General features: G+C 36.1%; 11 protein-coding genes. 4 read left to right on the forward strand and 7 right to left on the reverse strand.

From position 1 onward, the window contains the following. Positions 1–413: 413 nt before the first annotated feature. Positions 414–701 (forward strand): ArsR/SmtB family transcription factor, encoded by a 288-nt coding sequence (locus BM211_RS24550; protein WP_035433384.1) that lies wholly within the window; start codon positions 414–416, stop codon positions 699–701. A gap of 158 nt (positions 702–859) precedes the next feature. Next, positions 860–1,039 (forward strand): acid-soluble spore protein H, encoded by a 180-nt coding sequence (locus BM211_RS24555; protein ID WP_035433385.1) that lies wholly within the window; start codon positions 860–862, stop codon positions 1,037–1,039. Positions 1,040–1,070: 31 nt separating this feature from the next. Here BM211_RS24555 and BM211_RS24560 read toward each other — a convergent pair whose 3' ends face one another. Both BM211_RS24560 and BM211_RS24565 read right to left on the reverse strand, forming a co-directional pair. Continuing rightward, complete coding sequence (locus BM211_RS24560; protein WP_091000052.1) at positions 1,071–2,462, reverse strand: peptide MFS transporter; 1,392 nt, start codon at positions 2,460–2,462, stop codon at positions 1,071–1,073. 816 nt (positions 2,463–3,278) lie between these two features. Next, entirely contained in the window at positions 3,279–4,010 is a 732-nt protein-coding gene (locus BM211_RS24565; RefSeq protein WP_091000054.1) for a class I SAM-dependent DNA methyltransferase, read from the reverse strand. A gap of 207 nt (positions 4,011–4,217) precedes the next feature. Between BM211_RS24565 and BM211_RS24570 the strand changes: the two genes are divergently transcribed. After that, positions 4,218–5,408, forward strand: a complete 1,191-nt coding sequence (locus BM211_RS24570; RefSeq protein ID WP_035433389.1) for a glycine C-acetyltransferase — start codon at positions 4,218–4,220, stop codon at positions 5,406–5,408. A 43-nt stretch (positions 5,409–5,451) separates the two neighbouring features. Then, on the forward strand, positions 5,452–6,417 hold the full coding sequence (locus tag BM211_RS24575; RefSeq protein WP_091000055.1) for an L-threonine 3-dehydrogenase: 966 nt from the start codon (positions 5,452–5,454) through the stop codon (positions 6,415–6,417). Between the two features lie 47 nt (positions 6,418–6,464). Here BM211_RS24575 and BM211_RS24580 read toward each other — a convergent pair whose 3' ends face one another. The 5 genes from BM211_RS24580 to BM211_RS24600 all read right to left on the reverse strand — a co-directional run bounded on the left by BM211_RS24580 (position 6,465) and on the right by BM211_RS24600 (position 13,001). Continuing rightward, positions 6,465–6,680 carry a hypothetical protein gene (locus tag BM211_RS24580; RefSeq protein WP_035433391.1) on the reverse strand — a complete coding sequence of 72 codons (216 nt, stop codon included), beginning with the start codon at positions 6,678–6,680 and terminating at the stop codon, positions 6,465–6,467. A 203-nt stretch (positions 6,681–6,883) separates the two neighbouring features. Beyond that, positions 6,884–8,767 (reverse strand): vWA domain-containing protein, encoded by a 1,884-nt coding sequence (locus BM211_RS24585; RefSeq protein WP_035433392.1) that lies wholly within the window; start codon positions 8,765–8,767, stop codon positions 6,884–6,886. Between the two features lie 3 nt (positions 8,768–8,770). Beyond that, complete coding sequence (locus BM211_RS24590) at positions 8,771–9,664, reverse strand: ATP-binding protein (protein ID WP_035433393.1); 894 nt, start codon at positions 9,662–9,664, stop codon at positions 8,771–8,773. 213 nt (positions 9,665–9,877) lie between these two features. Further along, positions 9,878–11,404 (reverse strand): cardiolipin synthase, encoded by a 1,527-nt coding sequence (locus BM211_RS24595; protein ID WP_091000057.1) that lies wholly within the window; start codon positions 11,402–11,404, stop codon positions 9,878–9,880. A gap of 181 nt (positions 11,405–11,585) precedes the next feature. Then, the gene (locus BM211_RS24600) at positions 11,586–13,001 is read right to left on the reverse strand and encodes an amino acid permease (RefSeq protein ID WP_091000058.1); all 1,416 of its coding nucleotides are present in this window, start codon (positions 12,999–13,001) and stop codon (positions 11,586–11,588) included. Positions 13,002–13,161 lie beyond the last annotated feature (160 nt).

Raw genomic sequence — 13,161 nt, forward strand, 5'->3', positions numbered from 1 at the left:
TGGGAGATAAACTGCCCGTAAAAGCCCGATTGGTTCAACTAATAATCAGTGGGGGATGAAGAAAACCCCCACTGATTAAAGTTTCACTTTATAAATCCTTGTATCATTTTTAGCTCGCTACTATAAATTTTTGGGATTTGAATAATTAATCATAAACATTATTATGGATACAAAAAAAATATAACAAAAATGTTGAGAAATTTATTTTCGAAAGGAAGGAATTCCCTAGCAGATACTTTGCTTTTTTTCTAAGCAGTATAGTATAATGTTCAAATATCCAAAGAGAGTTTTCTCTCTATAATAAAGGAGGAATGTGGTTTTTATTATAGGAAGTAATTGAATATAGAATGGGATAACGAAATAGAAATATAAAAAATAAATATGTATAAATATAAAAAAAATGAGGGGAAAATATGTGTCAAAATCAATTCGATTGTCGTATTTCAGAAGATGATGTACAAATGTTACGAGCACTAGCTCATCCGCTTCGTCTTCGTCTTGTAATGGAGCTGATGCAGCGTGGAATTTGTAATGTAACACAGTTGCAGGAAGTATTAGAAATTCCGCAATCTACAGTATCGCAACATTTAACAAAATTAAAACAAAATAAAGTTGTACGTTTTGAAAGACGTGGCTTAGAAGTATATTATGAAGTAAACAATGAGAAAGTAAACGGGATTTTAAAAACGTTATTTTCTTAAAATTAAAATATTGTGAAAAAAATGGGTGTGTATGTATACATACCTATTTTTTTATCTTCAAATTGTGGAGAAATAAAGAGAAGAGGTTACATGGGATAAAATTCATCCAGACACGGCAATATAAAAAGAATGTAATAAACAATAAGGAGGGAACAATGATGGATATAAAACGAGTAAAACAAATTTTATCATCATCAAGTAGAATTGACGTTACATATCAAGGTGTGCCTGTTTGGATCGAAAGCTGTGATGAGACAAGTAGGATTGCTAATGTACACGATATAAAAACACCAGATGAAACAGTTCAAGTAGATATCACTGCATTAGAAGAGCATTAAAAAAGCGGAGAAATTTCTCCGCTTTTTTTCTTTATTCCATCATATGTGCAATTTTTTTAGAGAACATAAGAAGTACTACGCCTAATACAATAACGATAATACCGATGCTTGCAAATACTTCTAAGTAACCTAAAGATTGTGTGAAGGAAGCTAGTGCCCCAGCTAGGTAGTTTGCCATACCAGAACCTGCTAACCATACTCCCATTAATAGAGATGCTAATTTTACAGGAGCAATTGCACTTACCATTGATAGACCGATTGGTGATAAGAATAACTCACCAATTGTATGGAATAAATATGTGAAGACGATGAATAATAAATTCGCTTTCGTAGCAATATGTGCTTCATCGCTTCCAGTTTTCAGAACAGCTAATGTTAAAACAAGATAACCAATTCCTAGTAAAATCATACCAAGTGCCATTTTTGTTGGAACTTTTAAGTCGCCATTTTTTGTTTTAGATAATTTCATCCATAACATTGACACAAATGGTGCTAATATTACGATAAATGCTGGGTTAACGGATTGGAACCAAGATGTTGGAATTTCCCATCCGAAAATTGTACGATCAACAAAAGTATTTGTATATAGTGTTAACGAACTACCTGCTTGTTCAAAACCTGCCCAGAAGAAGACAACGAAGCAAGTTAAAATGACAATTGCCCAAGTACGGTTCTTTTCTTGTTTCGTTAAAGGTTTTTTCTCGATAGCTTGTGCATTTTTGTCTTTTGATTTTTTACCTACAACTGTTGTTCCCGCATCACCAAGGTAACGAGGAGCTAATAGATTAAAGAAAATCTGACCGACAATCATACCGATACAAGCAGCTAAGAATCCATATTTATAACCCATGACCATAACGCCATTAGAGCTTGTTTTAAAGAAATCTTCTGCTAGGAAACCACAAATAAGTGGTGCAAAGAAAGCTCCTACATTGATACCCATGTAGAAGATTGTGAAAGCACTGTCACGGCGCTTATCATTTTCACCGTAAAGTTCACCTAGTAGAGTAGAGATGTTTGGTTTGAAGAATCCATTACCAATAACTAATAATCCTAATCCTAAAAATAGTCCAGTTTTTGTATTCATTGAAAATAGAACAAAGTTACCAAGTGCCATGATAATACCGCCAATAGTAATGGCAAGGCGTCTTGGGATAAAGTGGTCAGTTAACCATCCACCAGCAATTGGTGTGAAATATACTAAAGCTGTGAAAATTCCATATAATTGTACTGCAAAAGCCTTATCAAATCCAAGACCTCCGCTTACAACAGTAGTTGTTAAATAAAGAACTAAAAGACCGCGCATTCCGTAGTAGCTAAATCTTTCCCACATTTCTGTCAAGAACAACAAATACAATCCCGGAGGATGTTTCTTTGGTGATTGTTGTTCTCCAGCTTTGTCTAACTTTACAGCTGCATCCATTTTCATTCCTCCTAATCTTGATCAACGGATATTTATGTAATCATTTTAATTTACAAAATATTTAGAAGTCAATAGTATTATATGGGAATAGAATAAAATAATTTTGTAAATTCTATAAAAACATCTTCCGTCATCGTATTTTTCCCCTGAAAAGATTAAAATAAGCGTTTTCAAGTGTATTATTTCTCGCTTAAATAGAATGTGAAATAATACAATAATCAGAAAATTTTAACTAAATAAATTTTTCTGATATACTGAATTCTTCTCGGAGATACTTTTAGAATATAACATATTATGAATAAGAATACAAAATAAAAAAACAACTCTATATTACGAGAGTTGTTTTTTATAGGAAGAAATTGAGAGTTTAAAAGTACAATGTTAACTTTACAAAGTGTTGTCCATATTATGTAATATTAGGCTAGTAGCCATTATACCGTCAGCCGTACTCCAAATTACGTCATCAATTTTATCCCGCTACTTTTGGGCGGTAATCCCCCCACTGATGGAAGTTTCATTTTGTATAAATTACCATTTTTTGTGTTGTTTATATTCTTAAATACAGAATCATTGATGTGCTTTTCCCATATAAATTCATTTTAATTTTTCGATATCGCTTCTATGCACGGCCAGATACTCTCGTCTCCCTTCTAAAAAAAGGAGTTTTTGTGTCATTTTTAAAAACTGTAGTAACTATTCAGCCATATATTTCATTTAGAGGTTTGATAAGGGGAATAATTCCACTGAAAATACACTTACCTTATAGAAAGTTATTTTTATTTTTCAGCACATAGATTACTGCCATGAAGTTTCACTTTATTTTGTGCAAGAAAATAATAGAAACAAAGGAATGCGCAGTCTACGCGTATATTCTTCTTCGCTTTGAAAATTCAGAAGCTCTGGTGTTGCTTCGCGTAAACTAGTGATCGTAAAACCAACTTTTTGTAAAGATAGGAAGTATTGTTCAATTGTTCGGTGGTATTTAACAACTTGTTCATGAATCCACGGCTCGACGCGTTTGCCAGTTTTAAAATAGTCATCAACAAGCCAGCTTGTTCGTTTTCCAGTGGCTTGTAAGCTTTCAAATGCAGAGGTGATAACTGGATGTTGAACACTAAAGGCAAAAGTCCCGCCAGGTTTTAGCGTTTGATAAATCTGTTTGAATGTATCATCAATATGTTCAATATAGTGAAGGACGAGTCTAGATGTAACGATGTCAAAAGTAGAAGGTGGATATGTATAGTCTTTGAGGTTTAAAAGATGGACAATGCCATTTGTATTTTGTAATTTCTTCTTAGCTTCTTCATACATACGATGTGAGCCTTCAATTCCAGTATAAGATTGACAGCCTTTCTGTAATAGCTCTACTCCAAATTGTGCATCACCGCAGCCAAGATCAAGAACACTTTTATCTTTTATGTGGCCAAGCAACTGTAAGAGAGCGGGCTTTTCAATCGTGTCGTTTGGGTTATCAGTTCGATGCCTACGTTTCATATATTGTTCAAAAAATAGGTCCTCATTGTAAACGTCAGATTCTGTATAAGACATTGTATCCTCTCCTTGAAAGCGTTTTTTTAAATTGTAACAAAATCCAAATAATAATAATAGATTTCTGTCATTATATAAGATATAATCTGTAGATGTAAGCGTTTACTTTAAGCTATTTCGCTATAACAATTTTCCAAAATGTGTTAAGCTGATAGAGGGAGTATTATGGTAATACTGTCTTTATATGAACGATAGGGAGGTTTCACGATGTCTAGCAAAACACTTGACAATTTTTTAGTAGAAAACCTAGAGGATTTAAAATCAAAGGGGCTTTATAACGTTATTGATCCGCTTGAAAGTTCGAATGGACCAATCATTACAATTGGCGGACAAGAATATATTAATCTATCTTCAAATAATTATCTTGGATTAGCAACAGACGAGCGTTTAAAAGAAGCGGCAATCGGTGCAATTCATAAATATGGTGTTGGTGCAGGGGCTGTTCGTACAATTAACGGTACACTTGATTTGCATATCAAATTAGAAGAAACTATTGCGAAATTTAAACATACAGAAGCAGCAATTGCATATCAGTCTGGCTTTAACTGTAATATGGCAGCGATTTCAGCTGTTATGGATAAAAATGATGCAATTCTCTCTGATGAATTAAACCATGCATCTATTATTGATGGTTCTCGTTTATCAAGAGCAAAAATTATTGTTTATAAACATTCCGATATGGAAGATTTACGTAAAAAAGCGATCGAAGCAAAAGAATCAGGTCTTTACAATAAATTAATGGTTATTACAGATGGTGTATTCTCAATGGATGGCGATATAGCAAAACTACCAGAAATCGTTGAAATTGCAGAAGAACTAGATTTAATGACGTATGTTGATGATGCACACGGTTCTGGCGTACTTGGAAAAGGTGCTGGTACGGTGAAACATTTTGGGCTATCTGATAAAGTCGATTTCCAAATTGGTACATTATCGAAAGCAATCGGTGTTATTGGTGGATATGTTGCTGGTAAGAAAAACTTAATCGATTGGTTAAAAGTGCGCTCGCGTCCATTCTTATTCTCAACAGCGTTAACACCAGCTGATGCAGCTGCTTGTATGAGATCAATTGAAATCTTAATGGAAAGCACTGAGCTGCATGACCGTTTATGGGAAAATGGTCGCTATTTGAAAAAAGGCTTAAAAGAGCTTGGTTTTAACATTGGAGAAAGTGAAACACCAATTACGCCTTGTATTATTGGTGATGAAGTCTTAACACAACAATTTAGTAAACGTCTAAACGAAGAGGGCGTATACGCAAAATCAATTGTGTTCCCAACTGTAGCAAAAGGAACAGGACGTGTTCGTAATATGCCAACAGCAGCACATACGAAAGAAATGCTTGATGAAGCAATTCGTACGTACGAAAAAGTTGGAAAAGAAATGGGTATTATTTAACGCATTTACATCTAAGAAAGCTTACTAATGAGGAGTGGGGAAAATGAAAAAAATTCTAGTAACCGGTTCTTTAGGTCAAATTGGTTCTGAACTTGTAATGAAACTTCGTGATGTATACGGTGCATCAAACGTTGTTGCGACAGATATTCGTGAAACAGATAGCGAAGTTGTAAAGTCTGGTCCATTTGAAATTTTAGATGTAACTGACGGTCAAAAATTACATGATATTGCAAAGCGCAATGAAGTAGATACAATCATTCACTTGGCAGCGTTACTTTCTGCAACGGCAGAAAAAAATCCGCTATTTGCTTGGAACTTAAATATGGGTGGCCTTGTAAATGCATTAGAAGCGGCACGCGAATTAAACTGTAAGTTTTTCACGCCAAGCTCAATTGGTGCATTCGGTCCAACAACGCCAAAAGATAATACACCGCAAGACACCATTCAGCGTCCAACTACGATGTACGGGGTAAACAAAGTATCTGGAGAGCTATTATGTGATTACTACCATCATAAGTTTGGTGTAGATACGCGCGGTGTTCGCTTTCCAGGCTTAATTTCATACGTTGCACCTCCTGGAGGAGGAACAACTGACTATGCAGTTGAAATTTACTATGAAGCAATTAAAAAAGGTGCGTACACTTCTTACATTGGAGAAGGAACATACATGGATATGATGTACATGCCAGATGCGTTACAAGCGATCATTTCTTTAATGGAAGCAGATCCAAGTAAGTTAAAACATCGCAATGCATTTAACATTACAGCAATGAGCTTCGAGCCAGAACAAATTGCAGCATCTATTCGTAAACACATTCCAACATTTACGATGGATTACGCTGTTGATCCAGCTCGTCAAACAATCGCAGATAGCTGGCCAAACTCAATTGATGCAACAGCAGCAAAAGAAGAGTGGGGCTTCAAAGCAGACTACGATTTAGACAAAATGACAGCTGACATGCTTGAAAAATTAAAAAAAAAATTAGCAACTGAGCTAGTTATTAGCTAATAGAAAAAGAGTCGATTGGATCGGCTCTTTTTTTAGTTGGCCTAACTTCATTCGGTTTCGGGGTATTGCCTTTCTGTTTCTTCAAATTGTTTTTCATATTCGTTGCTAAATGCTTTATGTGTTTTTTGATCTTTATCCCAAGGATTTGATTTTCCTAATTTTTTATTAGAGGCAGAACCGTAAGGCCCTTCAGGAAACTCCTCAGGAATGATATATTGATGTCTAGCCTCAGCAGTAGTAACATCCGTATATTGTTCATCCATTTTGGAAGAGAACCATCCTTTCACATCTACTTGATTCTTAATATGCCCAAAAAATTTTATTTTTTATCGGCGCTTTTTTAAATATATCGGCGACTTTTCATCATATATCGGCGTAAATGAAAATATATGGGCGCTTCGACACAGAATAAAGATTCTTCGGCACGAAACGACCAAAAAACCGGAGCTGCACCCAGCTCCGGTTTTTATTCAATCGTCTTCAGTAGTAATTTCTTCAATAACGGTTTAATCTTCAAGCGTAAATCTTCCGCATGATTCGCTACTAAAAAGTGGTGGTTATAAATATTTTTCATGAGCTGATACGTCGCTTCTTTAGCTTCGCCTTCTTCGATAAAGATTCCGATGACTTCCATGCCGCTTTTACGAGCTAGTTTTACAGCTTCGTGTGTATCTAAAATACCATCTTGTTGATAGTCTAATGCAGACGGTTCGCCATCTGTAAAGACGAGCAAAAATTTATGCTTTTCCGGACGTTTCGCCAGTTTTTCGGAAACGATACGAATAATATATCCATCACGGTTATCTTCTTCTTCACGAAGTTGCATGACTTCTGGACCAATGCTTGGCAGCGTTGAGTTTTGATAGGTTACGACTTCATGAATGAAGTTTGGTTTGTTTTCGGGTGTGGCGCTAGAAGCATCTTCCCAAAATCCGCTAATGGCGTGCGGGATTTTTAATGATTTTAAAGCTTCATGGAACAGAACAACGCTTTTTTTCGTTTCTTCCATTTTGTTATACATTGAGCCAGAACAGTCAACTAACAGGTGAAAGACAACGTCAAGCTCTTGTGATTCTTGGCCTTTTTTATAAAACATACGCGGTTGTTTTTCTGTATAAATACGTAAGAACTTTTTACGAAGTCTTCCATAGTATTTATCAGCGTTGGCGTTTGTTTTGTTTTCAATTGTTTTTTCGATAATTTTCTTTAGTTCTTTTACATCTTTATTTACGACAGATTTTATCGCTTGATAGTCTTTCTTCTCATCAGGCTGCGGCTTGCGAGCTTCTTTAAAAGTATGCGATGCGCCGGCGTTATACTTACCGTATGCACCTTCACTTTGGCTCGAAGCATGAGATGCTCTCGTATCTTCAGCGTCGGCACCGTCGAAATTCGACTGCGTACTTTTTTGGGAAGTACCTTGTACGGAACCGAGTGCTTGATCACCATCTTCAGACTCACGAGCTGTATCACCCATCATATTTGTTTTTGTACCGCTTTCTAATTCAAAGCGTAAGAAGTTCTCGTTTTCATTGTTTTTATTTTCACGATGCCATGTAGAGAAGCTCTCATCAATTTTATTTTTATTATCATCGTCATCTACGATTTGGGTATCATCGTTTGCTAATTCATCTACTCGTTCTTCAATTTTGTCAAAAATGACAGAAGTATTGAGCGGCGCCAGGCCAAAGTAGTTATTAATCATATCATGTTCTAAAAGCTCTTCTAAACGATAGCGAATTTTTTCAACAACATACATCGTATCTTCCGTTGCACTTGTTTGGAATGTTTCGTGTAAAATTGCTTCAATCTGTTCAAAGTAGTCGTTATTAAACATTTCGTATTTGTCGCTCGTTACTGTTAAGTAACATAAACAAATGAGCATATCAGCATGATAATTACGGATCCGGTTAATTTCGTATTGTGAACTGAAATAATTTCGATACATTTCTTTTCGGCGCGCAAAAATTGGTTTTGTACCAGGACGCTCGCGTTTCACAATTTCTTCCACTCGTAAATCTTCTAATAGAACGAAAAGCTGTGTTAAAAAATTTTTAAGCGGTGATTGCTGTAATTCTTTTGCATAGCTACGAATAAGTTGCATATCGGAATGATGCTTGTTGCCAAGCGCTTTTAAATATACTTCACTTTTTAAGCCGATTACTTTATCCGTTTCGCTTCGATCATCCCAAAAGTGACTGATGACAATTTTATTTTCGATCTCGTCATAATATGCTTTATATCCATATTCTAAATATGCATTTTCTTCTTTTAGAAGGGCGTACATTAAGTTTTCCATTTGCAGAAACAGAGACGCATCGATTTTTTTGTCACTAAAAATTTGTCTCATCAATTATCCCTCAAAGAAATAGCTTTCTGCTAATTCACGCACCGTCATTTGTTCCGTCTCATCGCTTAATTTTGCAATAATACTTCGTTCAATTGCACGCATTACTGGAATATATACACTTAAATCACAGGCATCGATAATACCACGAATACTTGCTGCTTCTTCACTGACACGACCATCGCGAGCAAGGGGCATTAAGTCACTTGCAAATGCGACAAACTTTTCGATTGTTGCTGCATTCTTTAATTTTGATTCAGCTAATAACAGTTCTTTTAATGTTTCACCTTGAATATAAGGAACTTCAATAATAACGAAACGGTTTTTTAACGCCTCATTTAGTTCGCTCGTTCCAACATACCCTTCGTTAATTGCAGCAATTACACGATATTCATCATTGCCATACACAACTTCTTGTGTGAAAGGGTTTGTAATCATTTTTCGGTAATCGAGCGCACCGTGAAGAAGTGGCAACGTTTCTGGCTTTGCCATGTTAATTTCATCGATATAAAGGAAGTGACCATTTTTCATTGCTTTCATCAATGGGCCATCCACGAAAGTAACTTCAGAGGCACCATCTTTTGTTGTTAATGTGTTGTATCCTAAAATCCCTTCTACATCTAAATCAACAGAGCAGTTAATGCTATGCATTGGCTTTTGGAATAAATAAGATAGTGTTTCAGCAAGAACGGTTTTACCGCTTCCTGTAGGGCCTTTTAATAGAACGTTTTTGCCAAGAAGTAATGCAGTAATTGCATCTTCAATAATGCTATTATCTGCTGCTTTATACATTTTTGTTCCAATTAAAGTAGCAGCATTGCCAGCTGCTTGTTTATTTGTTTCATGAATATTTACAAGTTGCTCTTTTAATCCATCATGTATATGAAATTGTTCTAACATGTATTTCCCACCTAACATTATTTTCATCAAGTAAACAATCCTTCTTATGATAACGTGTTTTCATAAGTGACGCAAAGAAAAAACATCTTCCAATTTGGGAGATGTTTCCTTATTTTGCTATTCGTGGGCAGTAAGACCCCCGCCTCAAAATTTAGAGAGAAGCAAAAGAAGATAGATGGGGGATAAAGCCCCCGCACTGATGGAAGTTTCCCTTTATAAAAGCGGTGAAATAAGTCGCATTAGTGATTCTAGCATTCTTTTTCGAAGGCTTCTATTTTGAAATACTTCCCAGCGAATTTCTGTAGAGTCTTTAAAATCTTGTTCGAAGTCACGTTTAATATCAAGGACAGCCTGGGAGTTATATAACATCGCGATTAATTCATAATTCAGTTCAAAACTACGAATGTCCATATTTGCTGTGCCAATTGTGGCGATCTCATCATCAATTAACACAATTTTGGCGTGCATAAACCCATCTTTATAGCGATAAATCGAAACACCAGCTTCTAATAACGGGGCAAAGTAAGATTGCGAAGCTTGATCACTTATCACGCTATCGCTTATGCCAGGATATAGAATACGGATATCAATTCCAGCGATCGCACTTAAACGTAGTAATGTTAATGTTTCTTGATCAGGAATAAAATATGGCGTTGCAATCCAAATGGAACGTTTCGCTGATGTCATTGCCGCTAACAGGGCATTTCGAATCGTTTTGTCATTTGCACTTGGACCACTTGCGACAATTTGGACAGCACCTTCTGTCTGTACGGTCCATCCTGGGAAGTACTCTTTCTTCATAAACGGTTCCCAAGAATAGCTATTTAATCCACTGCGTGCGTATAACCAATCTTCTAGAAAGATTGCTTGTAGTTTGTACAATGCTTTCCCTTCAAGTTTTAAATGACTATCTCGCCAAATTGGAAATTTCTTCGAACGACCAAGATATTCATCTCCAACATTCAATCCACCTGTAAATCCAATTTTTCCGTCAACAATAACAATTTTTCGGTGATTTCGGTAATTGACCGTTTCGATTAACCATGGCGAAAGGACAGGGTCGAATTCTACTACTTCAATTCCTGCGTCCTTCATCGGTTGCAAAAAGTTGCTCCGTAACGGATAGCTTCCGAGGTCATCAAATAGAAAGCGGACAATGACACCTTCTTTCGCTCTTTCAATTAAAGCATCCCGGATCTTTGTTCCAATTTCATCAGCTCGATAAATGTAATATTGAATATGAATGTGATGTTTGGCTTCTTGAATGGAGGACAAAATCTCTGTAAATGTTTCATCGCCATTTGTTAGCAATGTTGCTCTAGTTTCATCAGCAATAGGTCCCCCGCCAAATTTTTGAATGATCGTAGTCAAATGGGCAGAGTGTTCATTTAGAGACGATGGGATTTCTTGTTCCAATCGTTTTCCTTCTAAAATTTCACGGAACAACTTTCTTTGCTCTTCAGCACGATGTAAATGTTTTACTCGGCGCCATCTGCTTCGGCCAAATAATGCATACAAAAATACGCCAAAAATAGGGAGAATCGCTAATACTAAAAACCAAGCTAACGTACTTTGCGGGGAGCGATTTTCAATAAAGATGACGAAAGCAATACCGACAGCTGTAATAAAGAATACTACTCCAGCGAAGGCATATAACGATATAGATGATCTGTTTAAAACAAATAGTAAAATAGTTGAAATTGCAACAACGAATAGAAATTGAAGAACACGGTTTTTCATTGGTCGGAATGTCACCTTTTTCTGATTAGTTATATCCTTATTATAAAATGTTTTCTTTACATTAAACAAATTAGAAATTGAGATTTTCTCCGCATAGGAGCAGACTGGTTTCCTGTTTTAGTTAGAAAAAAGAAATAGAATTCAAAAACACTAGCTCTGTAAAGAGCTAGTGTTTTTGAGTTTAACTGATTTTTGTATCTGGTTTATTATCAATCGTATTTTTCATAATCAGTGGATAAAGAATGAGTCCAACTACAAATAATCCGATTCCTAGTAAGAAAGTTTTTATATCAGATGTTCCTGTTTTAACAACCCAAATGGAATAGATAAGAGCAAGTACTGTGATGACTCCGTCCAATTTGCGAGAGCCTTGCATGTTGTTATATGTTTCACCAGTAATAATAAGTTTTAATTGATATAATGTTGAAACAAGATATGGAATTAAATAAGCAAGCGTAGCGACAACAATTGCAAAGGTATACGCTTCTGATACGCTCCCAGAAATAGTAGAGAATAAGAATACTTGTGTCATGATATTTGTTAATAACAATGAGTTTGTTGGACTTCCTTTTTTATTTGTTTTTCCAAAGAAAGCAGGGAATAGTCCGCTTTTCGCTGCTTGATATGGAACTTCTGCACTTACAACGATCCAACCTACTGTAGAACCGAATAGAGAGACAAGTGCTAGAAATGCCATAATGTATGCACCTTTATTACCAATAGCCATACTTAATGCATCAACCAATGGTTTTTGAGATCCTTTTAACACATCTTGCGGAAGAGCACCCATTGTTAACAATGTAATTGCTACATAAATAAGAAGAGCAATTACTAATCCGAAAATCGTTGCTTTTTTTACATCGCGCTGTGATTTTGCACGGTTTGAAAGCATAACAGCTGATTCAATACCAATAAACGCCCAAAGTGTTGAGATAGCAGCAGCATTGATTTGCCCGCCTAATGGAATAGATTTTCCAGCCTCATTCATAAACGTTTGCCCATCACCGAAATTCGCTGCATTAAAGATGAATAATGTAATGATAATAAACATCGTAAAGCCAATAATTTTTGCAACAGTTGCAAGTAAATTCATATTACCAGCACGATCAATGTTTTGAGAAAGAATATATTGAATACCCCATAGCATAATACTACATACAGCGAATGTTAAGGCTTTTCCTAGTTCTAACGAGAAACCATTTGTCGTGAACAAAATTTGTTTACTTTGCAGCACTGGGAAAAACGTAGATAAATATCCTGCAAATGAAATAATAACAGAAGCTGTTGCCGCCCAGTTTGCCGCCCAGTATCCCCACGCCATGCTATAACCAGCAACTTTACCATACTTTGGTGATTTGAACATTGCTTGCGCATAACTTTGCGGACCTGCTTTTAAATTTGGCTTTCGCATTGCTAAGTTTCCGAACACGAGCGCAATCATAAATACACCAAGCCCGGTAATTGTCCATGCAAGCGTGGACCCCATTGGTCCTGATACTTGTGCTAAATTTGCCGGAAGCATAAATACGCCGCCACCAACCATATTTCCAACAACGAATGCTGTTAAAACCCATAAACCCCATTTTTTTGTGTCCATGATGTCTAACTCCTTTTGATGATAGTTTTTTTGTTTTATCCCGCATTAACGGGCAGTAATACTCCCACCTCAAAATTCAGCGAAAGCAAAGAAGTTAGGTGGGAGATAAACTGCCCGTAAAAGCCCGATTGGTTCAACTAATAATCAGTGGGGGATGAAG

The sequence above is a fragment of the Bacillus sp. 491mf genome (assembly GCF_900112415.1).
Taxonomy (GTDB): Bacteria; Bacillota; Bacilli; order Bacillales; family Bacillaceae_G; genus Bacillus_A.

Excerpts from the sequence above, each read along its gene's own strand:
- BM211_RS24550 (WP_035433384.1), top strand. The coding sequence starts at position 414 with ATGTGTCAAAATCAATTCGATTGTCGTATTTCAGAAGATGATGTACAA.
- BM211_RS24555 (WP_035433385.1), top strand. The coding sequence starts at position 860 with ATGGATATAAAACGAGTAAAACAAATTTTATCATCATCAAGTAGAATT.
- BM211_RS24560 (WP_091000052.1), bottom strand. The coding sequence starts at position 2,462 with ATGGATGCAGCTGTAAAGTTAGACAAAGCTGGAGAACAACAATCACCA.
- BM211_RS24565 (WP_091000054.1), bottom strand. The coding sequence starts at position 4,010 with ATGTCTTATACAGAATCTGACGTTTACAATGAGGACCTATTTTTTGAA.
- BM211_RS24570 (WP_035433389.1), top strand. The coding sequence starts at position 4,218 with ATGTCTAGCAAAACACTTGACAATTTTTTAGTAGAAAACCTAGAGGAT.
- BM211_RS24575 (WP_091000055.1), top strand. The coding sequence starts at position 5,452 with ATGAAAAAAATTCTAGTAACCGGTTCTTTAGGTCAAATTGGTTCTGAA.
- BM211_RS24580 (WP_035433391.1), bottom strand. The coding sequence starts at position 6,680 with ATGGATGAACAATATACGGATGTTACTACTGCTGAGGCTAGACATCAA.
- BM211_RS24585 (WP_035433392.1), bottom strand. The coding sequence starts at position 8,767 with ATGAGACAAATTTTTAGTGACAAAAAAATCGATGCGTCTCTGTTTCTG.
- BM211_RS24590 (WP_035433393.1), bottom strand. The coding sequence starts at position 9,664 with ATGTTAGAACAATTTCATATACATGATGGATTAAAAGAGCAACTTGTA.
- BM211_RS24595 (WP_091000057.1), bottom strand. The coding sequence starts at position 11,404 with ATGAAAAACCGTGTTCTTCAATTTCTATTCGTTGTTGCAATTTCAACT.
- BM211_RS24600 (WP_091000058.1), bottom strand. The coding sequence starts at position 13,001 with ATGGACACAAAAAAATGGGGTTTATGGGTTTTAACAGCATTCGTTGTT.